This is a genomic window from Clostridia bacterium (genome assembly GCA_014360065.1).
In the GTDB taxonomy this organism is placed as follows: domain Bacteria; phylum Bacillota; class DSM-521; order Neomoorellales; family JACIYF01; genus JACIYF01.
Window position 1 is genome coordinate 1 of the sequence record JACIYF010000006.1, and the last position, 21,444, is coordinate 21,444.

General features: G+C 57.4%; 19 protein-coding genes and 1 pseudogene. 7 read left to right on the forward strand and 13 right to left on the reverse strand.

Features of this window, described 5'->3' with window-relative positions; all coding sequences use genetic code 11:
- Both H5U02_02055 and H5U02_02060 read left to right on the forward strand, forming a co-directional pair.
- On the forward strand, positions 1–341 hold a 341-nt coding region (locus tag H5U02_02055; protein MBC7341230.1), incomplete at its 5' end, for a hypothetical protein.
- A gap of 106 nt (positions 342–447) precedes the next feature.
- The gene (locus H5U02_02060; protein MBC7341231.1) at positions 448–1,587 is read left to right on the forward strand and encodes an acyl-CoA dehydrogenase; all 1,140 of its coding nucleotides are present in this window, start codon (positions 448–450) and stop codon (positions 1,585–1,587) included.
- Between the two features lie 67 nt (positions 1,588–1,654).
- Here H5U02_02060 and H5U02_02065 read toward each other — a convergent pair whose 3' ends face one another.
- Genes H5U02_02065 through H5U02_02090 form a run of 6 tightly spaced genes read right to left on the reverse strand, consistent with a single transcriptional unit; the run spans position 1,655 to position 7,124 of the window.
- Positions 1,655–3,160 (reverse strand): ATP-binding protein, encoded by a 1,506-nt coding sequence (locus H5U02_02065; GenBank protein MBC7341232.1) that lies wholly within the window; start codon positions 3,158–3,160, stop codon positions 1,655–1,657.
- A 56-nt stretch (positions 3,161–3,216) separates the two neighbouring features.
- Positions 3,217–4,410: an aminotransferase class I/II-fold pyridoxal phosphate-dependent enzyme gene (locus tag H5U02_02070; GenBank protein MBC7341233.1), complete on the reverse strand. Its 1,194-nt coding sequence runs from the start codon at positions 4,408–4,410 to the stop codon at positions 3,217–3,219.
- Between the two features lie 27 nt (positions 4,411–4,437).
- The gene (locus H5U02_02075; GenBank protein ID MBC7341234.1) at positions 4,438–4,980 is read right to left on the reverse strand and encodes a 2-oxoacid:acceptor oxidoreductase family protein; all 543 of its coding nucleotides are present in this window, start codon (positions 4,978–4,980) and stop codon (positions 4,438–4,440) included.
- Positions 4,977–5,765 carry a 2-oxoacid:ferredoxin oxidoreductase subunit beta gene (locus H5U02_02080; GenBank protein MBC7341235.1) on the reverse strand — a complete coding sequence of 263 codons (789 nt, stop codon included), beginning with the start codon at positions 5,763–5,765 and terminating at the stop codon, positions 4,977–4,979. The genes H5U02_02075 and H5U02_02080 overlap by 4 nt, the downstream gene beginning before the upstream one ends.
- A 31-nt stretch (positions 5,766–5,796) precedes the next feature.
- Positions 5,797–6,939, reverse strand: coding sequence for a 2-oxoacid:acceptor oxidoreductase subunit alpha (locus H5U02_02085; GenBank protein MBC7341236.1), 1,143 nt, complete (start codon positions 6,937–6,939; stop codon positions 5,797–5,799).
- Complete coding sequence (locus H5U02_02090) at positions 6,936–7,124, reverse strand: ferredoxin family protein (GenBank protein ID MBC7341237.1); 189 nt, start codon at positions 7,122–7,124, stop codon at positions 6,936–6,938. The genes H5U02_02085 and H5U02_02090 overlap by 4 nt, the downstream gene beginning before the upstream one ends.
- A 492-nt stretch (positions 7,125–7,616) precedes the next feature.
- On the opposite strand from H5U02_02090, the gene H5U02_02095 reads away from it, so the two are divergent.
- The 5 genes from H5U02_02095 to cadA all read left to right on the forward strand — a co-directional run bounded on the left by H5U02_02095 (position 7,617) and on the right by cadA (position 14,947).
- Entirely contained in the window at positions 7,617–8,822 is a 1,206-nt protein-coding gene (locus H5U02_02095; GenBank protein ID MBC7341238.1) for a glutamine synthetase, read from the forward strand.
- 105 nt (positions 8,823–8,927) lie between these two features.
- Positions 8,928–10,505: an FMN-binding glutamate synthase family protein gene (locus H5U02_02100; GenBank protein ID MBC7341239.1), complete on the forward strand. Its 1,578-nt coding sequence runs from the start codon at positions 8,928–8,930 to the stop codon at positions 10,503–10,505.
- 416 nt (positions 10,506–10,921) lie between these two features.
- Complete coding sequence (gene glnA / locus H5U02_02105) at positions 10,922–12,256, forward strand: type I glutamate--ammonia ligase (protein ID MBC7341240.1); 1,335 nt, start codon at positions 10,922–10,924, stop codon at positions 12,254–12,256.
- A 415-nt stretch (positions 12,257–12,671) separates the two neighbouring features.
- Entirely contained in the window at positions 12,672–13,064 is a 393-nt protein-coding gene (locus H5U02_02110; protein ID MBC7341241.1) for a helix-turn-helix transcriptional regulator, read from the forward strand.
- A gap of 8 nt (positions 13,065–13,072) precedes the next feature.
- A complete protein-coding gene (gene cadA, locus H5U02_02115; GenBank protein ID MBC7341242.1) occupies positions 13,073–14,947 on the forward strand; it encodes a cadmium-translocating P-type ATPase in 1,875 nt (624 codons plus the stop codon).
- A gap of 51 nt (positions 14,948–14,998) precedes the next feature.
- Here the strand turns inward: cadA and nrfD are convergent.
- The 7 genes and pseudogenes from nrfD to kdpC all read right to left on the reverse strand — a co-directional run bounded on the left by nrfD (position 14,999) and on the right by kdpC (position 21,321).
- Positions 14,999–15,208: pseudogene (gene nrfD, locus H5U02_02120) on the reverse strand (polysulfide reductase NrfD).
- Positions 15,209–15,534: 326 nt separating this feature from the next.
- Positions 15,535–16,239, reverse strand: coding sequence for a 4Fe-4S dicluster domain-containing protein (locus H5U02_02125; protein ID MBC7341243.1), 705 nt, complete (start codon positions 16,237–16,239; stop codon positions 15,535–15,537).
- Entirely contained in the window at positions 16,236–16,568 is a 333-nt protein-coding gene (locus H5U02_02130; protein ID MBC7341244.1) for a hypothetical protein, read from the reverse strand. Before H5U02_02130 ends, H5U02_02125 begins: the two co-directional genes overlap by 4 nt.
- Positions 16,565–17,293, reverse strand: a complete 729-nt coding sequence (locus tag H5U02_02135) for a molybdopterin-dependent oxidoreductase (GenBank protein ID MBC7341245.1) — start codon at positions 17,291–17,293, stop codon at positions 16,565–16,567. Before H5U02_02135 ends, H5U02_02130 begins: the two co-directional genes overlap by 4 nt.
- A 39-nt stretch (positions 17,294–17,332) precedes the next feature.
- Positions 17,333–18,025 (reverse strand): response regulator, encoded by a 693-nt coding sequence (locus H5U02_02140; protein ID MBC7341246.1) that lies wholly within the window; start codon positions 18,023–18,025, stop codon positions 17,333–17,335.
- A complete protein-coding gene (locus H5U02_02145) occupies positions 18,015–20,660 on the reverse strand; it encodes a sensor histidine kinase KdpD (protein MBC7341247.1) in 2,646 nt (881 codons plus the stop codon). Before H5U02_02145 ends, H5U02_02140 begins: the two co-directional genes overlap by 11 nt.
- An 85-nt stretch (positions 20,661–20,745) precedes the next feature.
- On the reverse strand, positions 20,746–21,321 hold the full coding sequence (gene kdpC, locus H5U02_02150; protein MBC7341248.1) for a potassium-transporting ATPase subunit KdpC: 576 nt from the start codon (positions 21,319–21,321) through the stop codon (positions 20,746–20,748).
- Between the last annotated feature and the right edge of the window lie 123 nt (positions 21,322–21,444).

Below are 21,444 nucleotides of genomic sequence, written 5' to 3' on the forward strand. Positions count from 1 at the left end.
AAGCCAAACGAATCATGCAGCGGCACAACATCGCTCCTGGGGGCGGACTGAAGGCCCTGGAAGAAGCTTTGAAATGGCGCCTTTATGCTTACATTAACAGGCAGGAAATCCAGTGGTTAGCGCCGAATAAAATGGTGTTTAAGATGATTGACTGCCGGGTCCAAGCCGCGCGCCGACGCAAGGGATTAGCTGATTTTCCATGCAAGTCGGTGGGGCTGGTAGAATATAGTGGTTTTGCTCATACCATCGATCCCCGAATCGAGACTCGCTGTTTGGGGTGTCCGCCCGATCCAGTGGGTGATGATTACTTTTGCGCTTGGGAGTTTACGTTGAAGGAATGAAGGTTATAATTGGATACGATTGTGAAAGGTTACACAAGGCCAAGTGCATGCTCAGGGTCTGATCCTAGGCCCAACTATAAAATTCAACAACGAGAGGAGTAATACCATGGATCTAAAGTTGACCGAGGAACAGCAGATGTTGCGCCAAATGGTCCGGGACTTTGCTGAGGAGAAGGTCAAGCCGGGAGCAGCTGAGCGCGATGAAACCGAGCATTTCGACCGTTCTCTTTTTGATCAAATGGCAGAACTAGGGCTCACCGGCATTCCTTTTCCGGTTGAATATGGCGGTGGCGGAGCGGATACGCTAAGCTATGCCATAGCTGTGGAGGAAATATCCCGGGTTGATGCCTCCGCTGGTACTACTCTTTCTGCCCATACCTCCCTTGCTAGCTGGCCCATCTATAAATACGGGACCGAAGAGCAAAAGCAGAAGTACTTGGTACCGCTCTGTGAAGGCAAACACCTCGGCGCCTTTGGGCTAACCGAGCCTTCAGCCGGGTCTGATGCCGGATCCTTGCGCCTCTCGGCCAAGAAAACCAATTCCGGTTATGTGCTTGATGGCACCAAGATCTTTATTACCAACGCCGGCGAAGCCGAGACTTACGTCGTATTTGCTTCCACCGACCGCTCTAAGGGTCACCGCGGTATCAGCGCTTTCATTGTAGAGAAAGGAACTCCTGGCTTTTCCTTTGGCAAAAAAGAAAAGAAAATGGGCATTCGGAGTTCAGCTACAGTAGAATTGGTCTTCGAAAACTGCGAAATACCAGCAGAAAACTTGCTGGGTGAGGAAGGCAAGGGCTTCTATATTGCCCTATCGACGTTGGACGGAGGCCGGATCGGAATTGCTGCTCAGGCCGTAGGAATTGCCCAAGGTGCTTTCGAAGAAGCCCTAAACTACGCCAAGGAACGCCAGCAGTTCGGCAAACCCATTGCCCAGCAGCAGGGTATCCAGTTCATGCTAGCAGAGATGGCCACCAAGATTGAGGCAGCCCGGATGCTAGTCTACAAGGCCGCCTTGCTAAAAGATGCCGGTGAGCCTTATGGTCACGCCAGTGCCATGGCCAAGCTTTTTGCTGCCGAAGTAGCCATGGAAGTCACCACCAAGGCGGTACAAATCTTTGGCGGCTATGGTTACACTCGCGAATACCCAGTTGAGAGAATGATGCGCGACGCCAAGATTACCGAGATTTACGAAGGTACCAGCGAAATCCAAAAGGTAGTGATTTCTTCTTATCTCCTGCGGTAAGCAGGTAACTCTTAGAAAGGATCAAGCTCGGGTTGGGCTGTGATTAGCCTTGAACCCGAGCTTGTTCTTACCAAGCCATTGCTAGAGGTTCGCCACTTCTAATTCTACCTTCTATGTAATCGATGAACTGGCGAGCGCTACGGCCAGACCGGCCATTATGCCATACTTGCCACCGCAAGGCTAGTTGGCGAAGCTGGTGCCGGTCCACGTCCAACTTCCTTTGCTCGGCCAAGGCGTCGACGATTCTAAGGTAACCTTCCTGGTTTGGGCTGGCAAAAGTCACCACCAACCCAAAGCGGTCGACCAAAGATAGCTTCTCCTGAAAACTATCTTGGACTCGAACTTCGTCCCCTTGCCGTTCGCTAAAGGTTTCCCGAACTAGGTTCCTACGGTTAGAGGTCGCATAAATCAAGAGGTTAGCGGGCTGGTCTTCAAGCCCTCCTTCCAGGGCGGTTTTGGCAGCTCTGTACCCCGGATCAGCATCATCGAAGGCCAGGTCATCAATAAAGATGATATACTTCTGGGGTCGGACGGCCAACTGCCGCATCAGTAGTGGAAGGTCTAGCACGTCAGCCTTAGCTAGTTCTACCAACCGTAGCCCTCGGTAAGCATACTGGTTCAACAAGGCCTTAACTGTAGATGATTTACCAGTACCGCGGTCCCCATATAGAAGAACATTATTGGCAGGATAGCCGTCCAAAAAATACTCGGTATTTTCAAGTATTACTCGGTGTTCCTCAGCCAGACCCACCAGGTGGTCCAGGCAGATAGGGTCAGGGTTTCTAATGCCTACCAGATGACCTCCACCAAAGCCGTCAGCCCGGCTACCCCCCTGTTTACCCCGTTGCCACCGAAAGGCCACAAACCGGGCAAACAGGCCCCAACCCACCTCCTGATAATAACGGCCCAGCTCATCCAAAGCTGACTCCCAGGAACTGCGCTCAGCGATCGCTAGCTTGACCCGCTGGCGCCGAGCCTCTAGCCAAGAGACAGCAGCACTTACAGTCTGCGGGTGGCGGACCAGAGTAGTAGGCTCACAGTTCAACTTAAACTGGCTCGGCCATTCGGCCCAGGTATGGGGATCAAAAGGATTCAATGCCTGGCCCAGGCCACAAGCAACACCAACCTCATGGCCAGCAGTCAAATGGCCTATTTGTTTCGAGCCTGGTGAGAGCTCTGGAGCTCCTGTCTCCTTTAATATTTGGCAAGCTGTAGCTTTGATTTGCCCAGCCGTTATGCCGGCCAATTGCTGAAGGGTGGATAGGTCTCTTGCCGCCAACTCGGCAATACCAGGATCAACCGCGCCAATTCCGCCTAAGCCCGCCTGGCGGCTGAATTGGTTTTCGTCATCAATGATCAAATCCAGCAGGTAGCCTGGCCAGCCGCACTCCCAGGCCAGCGAGCAGAAACGATGGTACTTTTTAAAGATCTCCTGAAGGCAAGGCGGCGTGGAAGCTAGGCTCTCTAGTAACTGCTGCAGTGAGCTTACCACCCTGTCGTTGGCAACCTGAGAAAAAACCGTAAGCCCATGGGGCAGCAATGCTGCCCGTTCAACCCAAGAAGCTCCAGCCATCACTAAGACTCCTATCCGGGTAATCTATGGGAACAAGCTATCCGGGGGATATTATATCACATACCAGCCCTAGCCAAGGCCTGATCTAAATCAGCCATGAGATCGTCGATGTCCTCGAGTCCCAAGGATAGGCGGACCATGGAGGGATTGAGCTGGCGAAACCGCAACCATTCGGGATCCTTAGCAGCGGAAACCCCGCTCAAGGGATACCATACCAGGCTCTCAAAGCTACCCCAGCTAGCGGCAATGCGGAAAAGCTCGAGGCGATCCATGAATTGAGATACCGCCTGAGGCCCGCCCTTTAGCTCCATGACTATAATGGCGCTGGCGCCCCGCATTTGGCGAGAAGCCAAGTCATGCTGGGGATGAGAAGGTAAAAAAGGATAATAAACCCGAGATACCCGAGGGTGCTGCTCCAGGAACTTGGCCACCTCAAGGCCGGCCCGGTTGAAGTGCTGCATCCGCAAAGGAAAAGTGCGTAAGCCTCGCAGGACCAACCATGCCTCGAAAGGGCCAGGAATGCCGCCGATGAGGGCATGCTCACGGCGCAGCAGCCCGGCGATGGTTTCCTCGTCACCGCAAACCGCCCCCATGAGCACATCCCCATGGCCGTTCAGGTACTTAGTAGCCGCATGCACCACAATGTCAATTCCAAAGTCTCGGGGGTTCTGGTTGTAAGGGGTTGCCAGAGTATTATCGATGATAGTTGTGATGCCATGGCTCTTAGCAAGTTCAGCTACTGCACCCAAGTCCTGCAGGGCCAAGGTTGAACTGGTAGGGCTCTCCAAATAGATGACGCGGGTGTTAGGGCGCATGGCCTCAAGGAAATCATCTGGGCTCTCCCCAGAAACGAAGGTTACCTCGATTCCAAACCGGGGAGCAACTTCCGTAAGCAACCGGTAGGCGTTCTTATAGACACCGCTTACGCTGACAATGTGATCTCCAGCCTGGGCTTTACCTAGCACCGCAGCAGCAATAGCTGCCATACCCGAGCCAAAGCATTTGCAGGCGGGAGCCTTCTCGAGGGCGGCAATTTTCTTTTCCAGTACCTGGACCGTAGGGTTGAGACCTCGGGTATAATAGTAGCGTTCCGGCCCCCGCCCGGCAAAATAATCTTCGGCCTCCTCAAGGGTATGGAAATAGAAGTTAACAGTTTCAAACACTGGAGGAACGATGGAATCGAGGAAATCCCCTTTCTTCTCCCCGTGATGCACGCAGGTAGTCGAGTAATGATCAGAACCCCCGCCCACAGCAGCTACCTCCTCACCCAAGAAGCACTATGCTTTTGCTCTCGCCAGCTCCACTCCCCGCCCAAGAGCCTTAAGGTTCAGCTCGGCCGCCTTCTGGCCGAAGCGGTGGGTTATGGCCCTCTCCAGGGACTCAAGCTTTATGAGGCCGGAGAGCGCCTGGATGGCCCCCAGGGCCACCAGGTTGGTTACCCCCACCCGGCCCAGGTCCCGGGCGGTCTCGGTGAGGGGAAACCCAAAGGATTGGGCCTTGGGCTTAGGATCCGGCCTTACCAGGTCGGAGTCGTAGATTAGAAGGGCCGCCTCCGAAAGCTTGGGAGCATAGAGGTCGTAGGCTTCCTGGGTGAGGGCAAGGACGATGTCGGGATCCTCCACCCCGGGGTAGATGATCTCGTGGGCGCTTATGACCACCTCCGATTGGGAGAAGCCGCCCCGGCTGGCGATGCCGTAGGACTGGGTCTGGGTGGCATTCAGGTTCTCAAACACGGAGGCAGCTTCGGCAAGGAGGATGCCGGCCACGATCAGCCCCTGCCCTCCCTCTCCGGCAAGAATCACCTGCCAGGTGTCCTTCATACCTGTCCCTCCTTTTGGGCCCGGGCCTGGATGTCCCGGTAGCGGGTGTTAAAGTCGGGGTCGTCCCCCTCGTGGAGCTTGCCGATGGGGAAGGAGCCGGGGGGAAGATCATCCCTTTTTTCCCGGAAGGATTTTACCGGTACGGCATGGTCCCGGAGCCACTCCATCATCTTTACCGCCCCTCCCAGCTGGTTTCTTCGGCCATATTGGGTGGGGCAGGGGCTCATCACCTCCACGAAGGAAAAGCCCTTCTTTTCGATGCCTTCCCTTAGGAGCCGGTCAAGCTGGGGCACGTGGTAGGCGGTGCCCCGGGCCACGTAGTTTGCCCCGGCGGCCATAACCAGCTCGCAGAGGTCGAACTCCCGCTCCGGGTTGCCGTAGGCGGTGGTGCTGGTAACGGCTCCGGCGGGAGTGGTGGCCGATACCTGGCCGCCGGTCATGCCGTAGTTGTGGTTGTTGACCACCACGGCCAGGAGATCGATGTTCCTCCTTGCGGCATGGATCAGGTGGTTTCCGCCGATGGTGGCCCCGTCCCCGTCCCCCATGAGGACGATGACACAAAGCTTTGGGTTTGCCGCTTTAATGCCGGTGGCGAAGGCCAGGGCCCGCCCGTGGGTGCCGTGGAGGGCGTTGGTGGAAAGGTAGTCGTCGGCCTTGCCCCAGCAGCCGATGCCGGTCACCACCACCACCTGGTTTCTCTCAAGGCCGAGCTCAGCCAGGGCCCGAGCCAGGGAGGAGAGGACGATGCCGTTTCCGCACCCCGAGCACCAGAGGTGGGGGAGCATGCTGTGGTCGAGGTAGCGCTTAAAGCTGGGGTTAAGCCTGGGCACTGCCGGCCACCTCCTTAATGCGGGAAAGGATCTCCTTGGGGGTAAATCCTTCGCCGTTGGCCTTGTGGAGGCCAAACACCTTGTCTTTTCCTGCGGCCCTTTTTACCTCGTGCACCAGCTGGCCGAGGTTTAGCTCGCATACCAGGACCGATGAGGCCCGCCGGGCTTCCTTTTCCACCAGCTCCTCGGGGAAGGGCCAGAGGGTGATAAGCTGAAGCACCCCCGCCCTTATGCCCTCCCCTTTGGCCCTTTGGGCTGCCGCCCGGGCGGGGCGGGTGGTGGCCCCGAAGGTTATGATGAGAAGGTCGAATTCATCACCGGGGTAGTAGCGCTTAAAATGAACGATCTCGTCCATATGCCGGGTGAGCTTAGAGAACAGCCGCTCGATCTTTTTTGCGGCATTTTCGGGGTCGTTTTGGCTGTAGCCCCGCTCCCCGTGCATGGAGCTGGTGGCGTGGAAGATGTACTCTGACCCGTAGTAGGCTAAAGGCGGCACCCCGTCGGGGTCAGGCTTAAAGGGGAGGTATTCCTCCGGGGGGCAAGTGGGGAGCTTTCGGTCCACCACCTTTATGGAGGATGGGTCGGGAAGCTCCACGTTCTCCCGCATGTGGGCCACGATCTCATCGGCCAAGAGGATTACCGGCACCCGGAAGCGCTCGGAGAGGTTGAAGGCCTCGATGGTAAGATCGAAGCACTCCCTTACCGTGGCCGGGGAAAGGCAGATTACGGCCTGGTCCCCGTGGCGGCCCCACCTCGCCTGCATCAGGTCGGCCTGGGCCGGCTTGGTGGCAAGGCCGGTGCTGGGGCCGGAGCGCTGGACGTCCACCACCACGCAGGGCACCTCCTCCATCACCGCCACCCCCAGGTTCTCCTGCATCAGGGAGAAGCCGGGGCCGCTGGTGGCGGTAAAGGACTTCACCCCGGAAAGGGAGGCGCCGATGATGGCGGCCATGCTGGCCAGCTCATCCTCCATCTGCAAATATACCCCGCCCACCTGGGGAAGCCTTCTCGATGCCACCTCGGCGATCTCCGAGGAGGGGGTGATGGGGTAGCCGGCATAGAAACGGGCCCCGCAAGCTATGGCCCCTTCGGCTATGGCTTCATTTCCCTGCATGAAAAGCTGCATCATACACCCTCCACTTCTACGGCCAGATCCGGGCAGCGCATAACGCAGAGCCCGCAGGCGCTGCACCGGTCAGGCCTTTCTACTACCGGCCCTCCGGCCCGGTCGGATCCGAAAACCTCCCTTGGGCAGAAGGCAATGCAGATGCCGCATTGCTTGCAGCGGTGAGGATCGATGGTGATGGATGGCATGATGATTCCTCCTAAACATAAGCGCTAAGGCATGTTCTGTTACTAACAGGCTTACCCTGCAAAAACCTTGCCATTGCAGCAGCATAAAGAAAGGTCGAGAAGAGAGAAGCCCGCGGCACTAACTCTAAACAGCTTCGAGCTCCTAGCAGAAAGGCCTGGGTTCTGGGCAGCTGAGCACTTGCCATCTTGAGAAATGGCATCTCAAGTTGCGAAGAGAAGGTTACCCTGGTTGGTCCGCAGAAGGGATCCAATGTATACAGTATTCATAGGCTTGCCCCCTTGACTGAAGCTTGTTACTCCTTTAACATGTGGCACTAGACCAAAGGAATAGTTGGGGCGAAGGCGTCCGTGGAGTTGGGCTCACAGCCCAACGGCGGACGCTTTTGCTTTTGAGCCCAGCTAAGCTAGGGAGGCTATTACAGCCGGTCCGGTGGGCGCCAGGCGAGTGGGCGGGCTCGGAGTAGATTTTCGGGAGAGGTGGTTTATTCCGCCATGGAGATTGCCAATGTCCAGGATGTCCTGCATTTCGCCGAAGAATATAACGTCAAGTTTATCCGCCTGCAGTTTACGGATGCGCTGGGAATCTTAAAAAATATCGCCATCACCGTCAAAGATCTTCCCCGGGCCCTGCAGGAAGGCATGATTTTCAACAGCTCTACGGCTTCACGCTTGGGAATCCCTGCCAAGAGCATTCGCTTAACTCCGGATCCCAAGACTTTTGTCATCTTCCCTTGGCGGCCACGGGAAGGGGCAGTAGCCCGGTTGCTATGCAACATTGATATTCCTGATTTCGGTAGGGATTATGATATTTGCCCCCGGATAAACCTAAAGATGGCAGCTGGCCTGCCAACCCTCTCTGAGATTAGCGCCACCTGCGCGTTCTACCTTTTTAATGAGGGAGCCAACCTCAACCTGCACGGACCCAACCGGACCGAAGTCCATGACCAGGCTGGCTTCTGCGATTTGAGCCCGGTGGACTTGGGCGAAAATGTCCGGCGGGATGTGGTCCTGACCCTGGAAGAAATGGGCATCCAAGCCGATTATTCCCGCCATGCCGCTGGTCCTGGCCAGCATGAAATCGCCTTTAAATGCGATGATTTGTTGACCCTGGCTGATAATCTGGTCACCTTCAAGTTCGTAGTTCGAACTATCGCCCAGCGCCACGGCCTGAGGGCCTCCTTCATGCCCCAGCCGCTGGCAGATCTCCCCGGATCTGGTTTGACCTTAAAGGTAGAGATGGAGGAAGACCGAGCTCAAAAGCTGGCGGCTAACCTGGCCAAGAGGCTCAAGAGCGTCCTCCTGTTTACCAACCCTCTGGTCAATTCTTACAAGCGACTCCTAAGGATGCCTATGGAGGAAAGCATTCAGGTTCCATCCGCCAACACTTGGGAGCTTGCCTTTCCAGACCTGGCTGCCAACCCCTACCTAGCTCTGGCTGCCATTACCGTCGCAGCTACTTGGGAAACGTCAGCCTCGGAACCGGATGAGCCCAGGCCCATCCACGAGCTTATCTCCGCCCAGGAATTGCCTAAGGACTTGGGCGAGGCTCTCCAGGCTGCCAAAAGCTGCTTATGGTTACATGAAAGCATGGAAGACGGCTTATTGGACTGGGTTTTTAGCCAGAAGGAGGCGGAGTGGAACCGCTTTCAATCGGTCGTGCATTGCTGGGAGGTCAAGGAGTACTTCGCCAATTACTAATCAGACCCACCCCTTTAACTAGGCAGATGGCACGCAGGTTTTTTAACGCCGCGGGCTAAGGCATAAAAGCACAATTTTTTTCGATTTGAGGGAGGTATTTTTGGTATGACTTACAGTCTAGGTACCAACGCCACTGAAGCCACTCGAACCAAGCACCGCCTGAAGGACAGCTACTGCCCTTACAGCGGCATGTGCACTACCTGCCTGGATGGTTGCGTAGGCTTTTGCGAGATCGGCAAATCAGCTATCCGAGGCAAGGAAGTAATTTATCCCCAACCTTTCGGCACCACTACTTCGGCATCCCAAAAGGATTATCCGGTAGATCTTTCCCATTTCAATATCATGGGCACTGCTGTGGGAGCCCATGGCATCGCCGCCGATAGCAACCAGGCCATTTTCCCAGCGGTAAACCTGGAGACCATCATCGGCGCCGAGAACAAAATCAAGCTCCGCTTGCCCATCGTCATTGGAGCCATGGGGTCCACCAACGTGGCCGCCAACAACTGGTCACACTTAGCTGCCGGCGCCGCTCTGTCCGGAGTGCTGATTACCATCGGTGAAAACGTGGTCGGCATGGATCCTAATGCTGACATCAAGAATGGCCGCGTAGTCGAGTCGCCGGCTTTAAGAAGTAGGGTCAAGGCCTTCCAGGATTGGTACCGGGGCTATGGCGCCATCGCCGTCCAGGCCAACGTTGAAGATACCAACCTGGGCGTGCAGGAGTATGCCCTGGAGAAGTTGGGCGTGGAAGCAGTAGAGATCAAGTGGGGTCAGGGGGCCAAGGACATCGGCGGCGAGGTCAAGCTGGACACCCTGGAGCGAGCCTTGCAGCTTAAGAGCCGGGGCTATGTAGTCCTGCCCGACCCTGAAGATCCAAGGGTGCAAGAGGATTATCGCCATGGGGCTTTTAAGGAGTTTGAACGCCATTCCCGCATTGGCATGGTAACTGAAGAGTCCTTCCATCAACGAGTGGACGAGCTCCGCCGGGCCGGAGCCAAGTACATTTTCCTGAAAACCGGCGCTTACCGCCCTGCTGATCTGGCTCGGGCGGTGAAGTTTTCCTCCGACGCTAAGCTGGACCTCCTGGTGGTGGACGGTGCCGGCGGCGGTACCGGTATGAGCCCCTGGCGGATGATGAACGAATGGGGCATTCCCACCGTCTACATCGAAGCCCTGTTGGTTCGGTACCTGGAGCGGCTGGCAGCCAAGGGAGCCTTTATTCCCAGCGTGGCCATCGCCGGCGGCTTTACCTTAGAGGATCATGTGTTTAAGGGGCTGGCCCTAGGTGCCCCCTATGTCAAAGCGGTGGAGATGGCCCGGGCCCCGCTGACTGCGGCCATGGTCGGAAAGCTGGTGGGCGAGCGCATCAAGGAGGGCAAAGTGCCGGCTGAATACCAGCGCTACGGTTCCGAGCTCGACCAAGTCATGGTACTGGCCTCGGAAGTCAAGGAGCTGGTGGGAGATCGCTTCGCAGAATTGCCGGCCGGAGCCATCGGCGTTTACACCTACTTCGAAAGGATCGCCCAAGGGTTGCGGCAGTTTATGTGCGGCGCCCGCAAGTTCCGGACCGATCTCATCAGCCGGGATGACCTTGCTGCTCTAACTCCTGAGGCCGCTGCCATAACCGGTATCAAGTACATCATGGACCTGGACCAGGAAGAGGTAGACGCCATCTTGGGTTAAGACTAAGGTCTAGGCCTGCCAGGGGATGGGCTAGATTGCAGTCGAAGCTTTGGCTTTTGGGCCCAGCGCTAAATCGGTTTACTGGTTTAGCGCCGGGCCCATTACATCCAAGCCACCAACCTCAGCTGACAATCCACCAGCCACGGCTGCCATACCCGGGGCGGCTGACACGTCTAGGCGCGCTTGCCCCGGCACCCAACCAGTCACCAGGTATAGGAATGAAAACCGCCCAAGGGGTCAAGCCAGGAGAACAGTCCAATAGCGGCCCCTTCCACCTAAGCGCCCGGCATGGCTGACGCGCCTTCGGCGGGCGGTGGCAGGCTGGGTAAAGGGGGGTTGGCGGGCAAGGTTATATGCTATAATTAGTCCGGTTTAGATCCGAGCAAGAAATCTGGGCAACAGGTAGGTGCGGGGCAATGGCCAAACTAACTAGCGATGATGTGCGAACCCTGGTAAAGGATTTAAACGTCCGCTTCATTCGTTTGCAGTTCACCGACATTTTTGGCGTGTTAAAGAACGTTTCCATTTCCAACGCTCAGTTGGACAAGGCTTTGGACGGGGAGTTAATGTTCGATGGTTCGTCCATCGAGGGCTTCGTCCGCATTGAGGAGTCGGACATGTACCTTCGGCCCGATCCCTCCACCTTTCTCATTCTCCCCTGGCATAACGGCAGCGAGGGCGCGGTAGCTAGGCTGATCTGCGATGTTTATAATCCCGATGGCACCCCCTTCAGTGGCTGCCCCCGGTGCAACCTCAAGCGCATTCTGGCCCAGGCCGAAGCCATGGGGTTTAGCATGAACGTGGGCCCTGAGGCTGAGTTTTTCCTGTTCCATACTGATGAGGACGGCAAACCTACCTTGCACACCCACGATCAAGCCGGCTACTTTGACCTAGCTCCGGTGGACCGAGGGGAAAACGCTCGTCGAGACATGGTCTTGGCTTTGGAAGAGCTAGGTTTTGAGGTAGAGGCTTCCCATCATGAGGTAGCCCCTGGACAGCATGAAATCGACTTCAAGTACTCCGATGCTCTGGATACGGCTGACAAAATTGCCACCTTTCGCTTTGTGGTCCGCTCCATCGCCCAAAGGCACGGGCTCCACGCCACCTTTATGCCCAAGCCCATCATTGGCATACCTGGCTCCGGCATGCACTTAAATCAGTCCTTGATGCGCGATGGGGAGAATGCTTTCTACGATCCCAACGGTGAATACCAGCTCAGCCAGGTAGCCATGAACTATATCGCCGGCCTTATGGAACATGCCCCGGCGGTTACCGCCATCACCAACCCAACCGTCAACTCATACAAACGACTGGTTTCCGGTTTCGAGGCTCCAGTTTATATTGCTTGGTCGCACCGCAACCGCAGCCCCTTGATCCGTATCCCTGCCAAGCGGGGAATGTCCACCCGGATCGAGTTTAGGAGTCCGGATCCGTCTTGCAACCCTTATCTGGCCCTGGCAGTATGCCTAGCCGCGGGAATCGATGGCATCAAGCGCGGCCTTACCCCGCCTCCCCCCTGCGATCGCAACATCTTCGATATGTCCGAGGAAGAGTTGCGGAAAAACGGCATCCAAGTGCTGCCTACCAGTTTAGAAGAGGCAGTTAAGGCCTTAGAACGCGATGAGGTAATTCAACAGGCCCTGGGAGAGCACATCTTCAGACGTTTCGTCGAAGCCAAGAAGATCGAGTGGGACCGCTACCGGATCCAGGTCCACCCCTGGGAAATCGAGGAGTATCTAACCAAGTTCTAACTAGTGGGCAAGCTGGGGCTAGCGCCCCCAACCAAGCGGAAAGGCGACCTGACAAGGTCGCCCGCCCTTTCCTCAGCCCGGCGACCTCAAATCCCCATCAAGCCGGAGCATGCAAGTTTTTTCTAGCCTGCCAAGCTCCGGCTCGCTCCATGACCTTCACGGGCCAAACTACCCAAACTACCGATGATTTCCCTCCAGCTCTGGGCTGGCTTACACTCCGTAACCCTCCGCGGAGCTACCTAGCGCTCGAGCCTCCCTGAAGTCCCGCGCTCCCAGATTCTTAGTTTTTGCGGGCTTCGTGATGCCGCCTGGGCGGCATGGGGATCGGACTTCTCCCCATCGAGATCTTGACACCAAGCGAACAGCCAGGTTATGATGAATTAAACAATTGATTAATCGTTTGAGGTGATTATCCTTGCCATCGGATCAGGAGGAGCGCGATCGTAACAACCGCCCCGGCTACCTCAATGGCGACGTCTGTGACACTTTTTGCCCTTCCAGCCAGCTGGAACATTTGAAGGGCCTGGTACTGGAAGTGGCCGGCCTTTCGGAGATCTTTAAGGTCTTAGGCGACGAAACCAGAACCAAGATCCTCTATCTTTTGGCTCACCAGGAACTTTGCGTCTGCGATTTGGCCACCCTTCTCAATACTAGCCTGCCCGCCATCTCCCACCACCTGCGCCTCCTTAAGGCCATGCGCCTGGTCAAGTACCGCCGGGAAGGAAAGATGGTCTATTATTCCTTAGATGATGACCACATCCTCAACCTGATCCGCGAGGCGCAAGCCCACTTTGCTGAGGAGAGGTGAACAGGTCTATGGCCAAATTAGTAATCGCAGGCTTGCTTTTGGCCGTGGGTTTCATCTTTAACCAGGAGCTACACCAGACTCCATACGCTTGGGCCGAATATGTGGTCCTTCTCTCCTCCTACCTCCTGACAGGTTGGCCGGTGCTGGCCAGAGCAGCCCGCAACCTGCTCCGGGGACAGGTCTTTGACGAAAACTTATTGATGACTGTTGCCACTATCGGGGCCATTGCCATTCACCAGCTGCCGGAGGCAGCAGCAGTGATGCTCTTTTATGCGGTGGGGGAGCATTTCCAGGACCAGGCCGTGGACCGTTCCCGCCGCTCCATCACTGCTCTACTGGATGTCCGGCCCACGTACGCAAACCTGAAAGGCAACGGGGAGACTAAAAGGGTCCGGCCGGAAGAAGTAGAAGTGGGTCAAGCCATCATAATCAAGCCCGGGGAAAGGGCACCCTTGGATGGGGTAATAGAGGAGGGGGCCTCCTGGGTGGATACTTCCGCCTTGACCGGGGAGCCAGTGCCCCGAGAGGTAGCCGAGGGGAGCGAGATCTTGGCCGGAACCGTCAACGGCGCTGGCCTTCTCACCGTGAGAGTAACCAAGCCTTTCAACCAGTCCTCGGTAGCTCGCATCCTGGAGCTGGTGGAGAGCGCTGCCGAGCGCAAGGCCCCTACCGAGAAGTTCATAACCGCCTTTTCCCGTTATTACACTCCAGCTGTGGTCATGGGAGCCTTGGCCTTGGCCATCATTCCGCCCCTAGTAATTCCTGAAGCCACTTTCGCCACCTGGATTTACCGGGCCTTGGTGCTTTTAGTAATCGCCTGCCCGTGCGCGCTGGTGATTTCCATCCCCCTCAGCTATTTCGGCGGCATCGGCGCCGCTTCCCGCCAAGGCATCCTAGTCAAAGGCGCCAACTTTTTGGACGCCTTGACTAGCTTGCACACAGTAGTTTTTGACAAGACCGGCACCTTGACCAAGGGGAGCTTTGAGGTTACTGATATGGTCCCGTACAACGGGTTTCAAGCTGGCGAGCTCTTGGCGGCGGCCGCGGCCGCTGAAGTCCATTCCAGCCACCCAGTGGCCCAATCCATTTGCCTGGCTCACGGAGAGAGAATTGGCGCCGAGAGGGTAAGCCAATACCAAGAGATACCGGGCCACGGCATTAGCGCCCTGGTGGACGGCAAAAGGGTGTTGGCCGGAAATGACCGGCTGATGCATCGGGAGGATATTGCCCATGACATATGCAATTTGGGAGGTACCGGAGTACATGTAGCCATTGACGGCACCTTTGCGGGCTACATTGTCATTTCCGACCAGGTAAAGCCAGGAGCAGCTCAGGTCCTGGACCGGCTCCGGGAGCTGGGCATAAAGCAAGTGGTCATGCTGACCGGCGATGGGGAGACAGCAGCCCGCCAGGTAGCCAGTGAGCTAGGCGTGGATCGCTACTTCGCTGAACTTTTGCCTGAGGACAAGGTATCCAAGCTGGAGGAGTTACAAGCTGCCCTCCCCGATCGCCGCCGGCATAAGCTGGCCTTCGTGGGCGATGGCATCAATGATGCCCCGGTGATTACCCGAGCTGATGTGGGGATAGCCATGGGCAGCCTGGGAAGCGACGCCGCCATCGAGGCCGCCGATGTGGTTCTCATGGAAGATGATCTTTTTAAGCTGCCAGTTGCGGTGGAAATCGCCCGGCGAACCGCCGGCATCGTCAAACAAAACCTGGCCCTAGCCTTAGGGATCAAGGCTTTCTTCCTAGGCCTAGGCGCCTTGGGGGTGGCCACCATCTGGGAGGCGGTTTTTGCCGATGTGGGGGTAGCTTTGCTGGCGGTACTTAACGCCATGCGAACCCTGAGGTGGCCAGCCGCCCACCCCAGCCAACCCGCCTAAGTCCCAGCACTCAACCCACCAATCTATCCAACAAGTACCACCTGGTCAGGCGAGATTGAACAGGTAGACTGACGAAGAAACGATTAACCCGCCAGCAGCAATGCCCACAAAGAAGGCAAAGGTGGCAATATAGAGCCCCCAACTGAAGGGGTTGCGCATGTGGGTAACGATGAGGCCGGCTTTCAGCTGATATCCCCAGGCCAACAGGCTTAGCGCCAGTAGCGCCAGAGCTACATAGGATGCCAGGTTATGTTTTTTCATGGGCCCAATCCTCTCCCCCCAAACCAGATGCTTCCGAAACATTCCCCATGCCGAGGCGCTGTCGCGGCTCCAAATGGCCTCACCAGCGATCCGTATGGCTCCCCCTCGCCCTTCGGCGCCCAGCACTCAACTCTCCAGTCCAGGCCTGGTGGCAAAGCCCATGCGCCAGCTATCTACAAGGCCAGACCACTGCGGTGGTTTGAGTGCTGGGCGGCCAATCGGACGTTCATGTCCGTGGCCGGATCCCCCAGACTCAACTATTGGTCATTGCACCTTGGCAGAATCTTGGCTGCCTGAGCAGTGCCCGAGCAATGTGAACTCCGCACCTACGTCCCCGAATTCAGGGCTGGACGACGCCGGCCAGCCTCAAGGTAGAAGACCTTGGGGCTGGTCCCCAATTCCTCCTTCAGCCGCACCGGCACCTCCTCCCGCACCAAACGGCTAACTTCGGAGTCAGGCTGGTCCAGGTCGCCAAAGGTACGAGCTTGCGCCGGGCAGGCCTGAACGCAGATGGGCAGCTGGCCGCGGTCGGTATACTGAACGCAAAAAGTACACTTTTCCACCACCCCGCGGGGGCGATCGGGCAAATAGACTAAGCGCCCTTCCCCATCTCGGTGCTGAAAGGGGTATCCGTAATCGTAACCAGGCATATATCCAGCCCTGGCCTTAGCCCTTCTGGGATCTTCCCAGTTGAATTGCCTGACTCCATAGGGACAGGCGGCCATACAGTACCGACAACCGATGCAGCGCTCAAAATCGACTAGCACCCGACCCCGGCTGTCAATATAAGTAGCTCCCACCGGGCATACCTTGGCGCAAGGCGCGTTTTCGCACATCTGGCAGGAGACCGGCAAAAAAGACATCCCTATCCCCCCAGCGTTGGGATGGGCACTCTGGTGGTAGCGGCTGCCAGGGGTAAAAACCCGGTTCCACCAGGTACCGGGAGGCTGGGAATTGTGCCCTTTGCAGACCACCATGCAGGTGCGGCAGCCGATGCAGCGGCCAAGATCAATTACCATGGCCAGCTTCACTTCTCCTCACCTACCTTCCTGACATCGCATAGGGCCTCGTTCCAAGCGGTATTAGGAGACCATATGCCAGGAATGAAGTAGACTTCATGGGTAGGCTTAATAAACGGGTAAGTAAGGGAGTTATAGGAGTCACCTTCCAGGTAGCGGCTCCACCACCCCTGCTCAAATACCACCACCTTGGGGCCCACTCCCGGGTCAAGGGCGGCGTAGCCCCGTACCCGGCCTCGGCTATTATAGATTTCCACCAAATCACCATCGCTGATGCCTTTGGCTTTAGCATCGCTGGGGTTTAAAAAAACCTTGGGCCGATAATCCTCCAGCTCGTTCAACCAAAGATCAGCCCCTTGATGCCTTGGGCCGGGTACTTGGCGGCCATCTCCCGGGTAGGACCATGGAGAAAATAGAGCCAGGGTACCCACTTGGGGCTTTGTGGAAACCACCAGCTCTTGATGTCAAACCTGATGCGGTACTGGCCGGCATAGGTGGATATGCCGGCGCCAGGCTGGCCTAGATTGCCGGTGAGCACCGGCAAAAGCGCTAAAGCCCGGCCTTTTAAATCGCCGTGGTACCACTGGTAGGCGCTAGCGCCGTAGATCACATGCAGAGGCCGGGTGGTGGCCATCTCCCGCGCCAACCGAACTAATACCTCTCGCCTCACCCCAGTTTCCCCTTCCACGTAGGCAGGGGTGTAGGTACGAAGCTTGTCCCTTAAGAGCGAGAATACCGGCTTGGCCTTGGTGCGGCTGCCGTTCTTCAGGCGGACTTCGATTTGTCCGTCCAGGATAACGTCGGCAGGCAGATCCAGCCTTTCCGGGTGGACGACCACGAGATGGCCGTTATAGGCCACAAAGGCTTCCCGGTAAGGGGGTATGCCGGAAGGTACATCTAATCCTTCGACCTCCTCGGCCCGTAGCCGCTTGCCGTTATCCAGGCGAACCAAGAGCGGCAAATCGGTAAAGCTAGTGATGAAGTCGCGGTCGCACCAATTTTCCTCGATCAACACCCGGGCCAGCCCCAAGGCCAGGGCAGCATCGGAGCCGGGCTTAAGCCGGATCCATTCATCCGCCTTGGCAGCAGTGGGGCTATAGTTGCTTTACTCGCTTACAGCCAACCGGTAACCAACTCCGGGCTCGGTAAGAATATAACGGGGGCGAGTAGGATCGGGCTCGATCTTCCGGCGCAGCTGGGCAATATAGACCCGAAGGTAATGGGTTTCGCCCTCATATTCCGGTCCCCAAATGGTGCGAAGCAGCTGGCGGTGGGTAAGCACCCGCCCGGCATGGGTAGCCAGGTTTTTCAGGATCTCGTACTCCGTGGGGGTAAGCTTTACTTCTTCTCCCTCCACCAATACTAGCCGGCGGGCCAGATCCACCGTCAGCCCGCCCAGGGTCAGCACCGGTTCATCTTCATTTTTGGCGGCGTGGCGCAGGGCTACCCGGATTCTGGCTAAGAGCTCGCCCATCCCAAAGGGCTTGGTCACATAGTCATCGGCCCCCGCATCCAAAGCCTGGATCTTGTCGCCTTCTTGTTCCCGGACCGAGAGAATAATTATGGGGGCCTGACACCACTCTCGTAACCGTTTCACTACCTCCAGGCCGTCCAGGTCGGGTAATCCTAGATCTAGAATGATCAAGTCCGGATGGAAAAAAGCAGCCTCCTGTATCCCCTGCCAGCCCGAGGCCGCTTCTGCCAGCTCGTAGCCGTAGGCGGACAGCCCCACCTTCAGCAAGCGGCGGATGGGAGGCTCGTCATCGATAATGAGAATGCGAGCGCCCTTATCGGCCACCAGCTTCACCTTCTTTCAGGGGAGGCAATTGGGCTTTCGGCTGCTGGTCTATCGGCAGGGCAAAGGTAAACACGGCCCCACCCCCGGATCTCGGTTCCGCCCAGATCCTGCCACCATGGGCCTCGACAATTCCCTTGCAGATGGAGAGGCCCAGTCCGGTACCGCTTACCCGGTGGGGCAAGTGCAGCCGGTAGAAAGGGTCAAAGATGCGCTCCTGATCGCCCTCGGGAATCCCGCAGCCCCGGTCGGCTACGCTCACCTGTAATTCTTCTCCTGCCTGGCGCACGCTGAGGGCAATCTCCGTCCCCGGCGGAGAGTATTTGCTGGCATTCTCCAGCAAATTGGTTAGCACCTGCTCGATCAGGCTGAAGTCAGCTTTGACCAAAGGAAGTTCGGGAGGGATATCCACTTCCACCGGATGGTCCTCGAGGGTTTCCTGCAGCTGGTCCAAGACTACTCCCACGATATCTTGGATGTCACACCATTCCCGGTTAAGTTTCAACATCCCGCTCTCCAAGCGCGCCTTGTCTAAGAGATTGCTCACCAGACGGTTCATGCGCCTAGCCCCATCTTTGATTGTCTGCAGCAGGGCCTCCCGGGCTTCGGACTGGTAGATTTCTCCCCCTTCCAGCAATCCGGTCACCGCCGCAGTGATGGAGGCGAGGGGTGTCCTCAAGTCATGGGAAATGGAATTGAAGAGAGCGGTACGGAGCTGCTCTGAAGCCGCAAGACACCGGGCTTGTTCAGCCTCGGCCGCCAATTGCAGCCGCAAGATTGCCATGGCCGCCAGGCTGCTAAAGGCCTCCAGCAAGCGCTGCCGCTCCGGGCTCAGGTAGCGCTTGGGATGTCCCAACCGTACCCCCAAAACTCCCAGGATCTTCTCCTGGGTTTTCATGGGTAAATACAAGCCCTCGGCTCCAGCCAAAGTTTCCGTTCCCCAGCCGGCCATCTGGCCGTGGTCAAAAACCCATTTGGCCACTGCTTGTTCATTGTGGTCCAGCCACTTCCCAGGAAGAGAAGGCGCCACTGCCCGGATGCCAAGCTGCCCGCCCTGGTCAGGCATCAGGATGACCGCTTCGCCATCGGTAGCCTCCATCACCGCCTTAGCTACTGCCCCCAATATTTCCTGAGCGTCAGTATTGGCCGCCAGTTTCTTGCTGAGGGAGTAAAGGGCGGCTAGCCGGTTCTCCCGGCGCCGGGCATTCTCGGCCTGGGTCTTTAAGCGCGTGGCCATGGTGCCAGTGATGATCGCAACCACTAAAAAAATCGCAAAGCTTAAGAAATAGCGGAGGTCAGCAATGGTAAACCTTAAAGTCGGCGGCACAAAGAAGAAATCCAGGGCCAATACTCCAAGCAGCGATGCCAGAATCGAAGGTCCCCTACCCCAGCGCACAGCGCTGATTAACACCGGCAGCAAATAGAGCAGCTCGATATTGGCCAGATCAAAAGCCGGATGCAAGACTTTGCCAAAGGCTGTAACCACTAGCACCGCCACCGCCGCTCCGGCATAGGAGCCGGGAGACGGGCCGCGCCGGTAACGCCGCTCCGGAGCCCGGGTTCTGCCCCGGGGCCTCATCTTTCCAGGAATAATGTGGACGCTGATGCCTTGGCTGCCGCTAACGATCTTCTCCACCAACGACCCTTGCCACAGCTCTTGCCAGCGAGGGTGCAAGGGCCGCCCGATGACGATCTGGGTGACGTTTTTGCGGCGGGCTAGATTCAATAGCTCTTCAGCTGGATCCTCGCCCACCAAAGTTATTACTTCCGCCCCCAGCTTTTCAGCTAAGTGCAGGTTTCGCGCCAGCTGCTCTTGCTGGGATTCGTCGCCGGGGAGGCCATCGGGCGGCTCCACGTGGACGGCCAGCCACTCGGCCTTGAGGCTGGCCGCCATGCGCCTAGCAGCCCGGATTACCTGGGCGGAGAAAGGGCTGGAGCTGACGCAGGCCATAACCCGCTCCCCAGCTGGCCAAGGGCCAGCAATACCGTGGACGCGCATATAACGGTCCAGCTGCCCCTCCACCCGTTGGGCGGTATAGCGCAGGGCCAGTTCCCGCAGGGCGTTGATGTTGCCTGGCCGGAAGAAATTCTCTAGCGCCCGTTCGGCCTCGGGGGGAACGTAGACCTTGCCCTCCCGCAAACGCTCGATCAGCTCCTCCGGCGGGATATCGATGAGCTGGACCTGGCTAGCTTCCTCCAGGAACCGATCCGGTACCGTCTCCTGCACTCGCACCCCGGTGATTTGAGCCACAATATCGTTGAGGCTCTCCAAGTGCTGGATGTTTAAGGTGGTATACACATTGATGCCCGCCGCTAAAAGCTCTTCTACATCCTGGTAGCGCCGCACATGGCGGGAGCCAGGGATGTTGGTGTGGGCTAGTTCATCCACCAAGACTAGCCGGGGCCGGCGCTGGAGAATGGCATCCAAATCCATCTCCAAAAAGATCTTGTCCCGGTATTCCAGCTTTCGAGGCGGGATGATCGGAAGGCCCTTGACCAAGGCTTCAGTCTCGGGCCGGCCGTGAGTCTCTACCCAGCCGATCACCACATCTACGCCATCGGCCAAGCGCTCATGGGCAGCCTCCAGCATGGCATAGGTCTTGCCCACCCCCGCTGCCGCCCCCAGAAAGATGGTCATCTGTCCCCGGCTCTCAGTTTGGGCCTGGGCCAACAGATCCTCTGGATCCGGGCGCTCCGCCTCTCTTTCCAACCGGCTCACTCCTTCAGGAGAGCTTATCCAGCTCCAAATTTAACCTTAGCACATTTACCCGCGGTTCTCCCAAGATGCCAAACTGGCGGCCGATAATGTTCTTTTCTACCAAAGCCCGCACTTTTTCTTCAGGAAGATTCCGGGCTCGAGCCACCCGGGGAACTTGCAGGTAAGCCGCCTCGGGGCTGATATCTGGGTCCAAGCCGCTGGCCGAGGCAGTTACCAGGTCAGCCGGCACTGGCGCCCCAGCAGGCAGGCTGTTTTCCGCCCGCACTGCCGCCAAACGCTGGGCCACGCTCGCTACCAGTTTCCCGTTGGTAGGGCCGAGGTTGGAACCTCCGGAGAAAGTAGCGTCATAGCCCGCTTTGCCCGCAGCCGAGGGTCGGCCATGAAAGTAACGGGGGTCGCTAAAGTTCTGGCCGATAAGAGCTGACCCCACTGGTTGCCCATTGCGATAGATTAAGGAGCCGGAGGCCTTTTGCGGGAAAAGCACCCGCGCCAGGCCGGTGACGGCCAGAGGATAAATGATCCCGGTCACAACCGTCATCACCACCAGCATCGAAACCGCCGTTAGCAGTCTTTTAGCCATCGAGCATCCTCCTCCTGCAGCAACCCATTTATTTCCGGTCGCCCAGCCCTCAACCGGCCGAAGATCCTGGCTCGTAGGTACTTGCTTTCCGGACCGCCTTATTAGCCCTTACCGGCAGGTTCC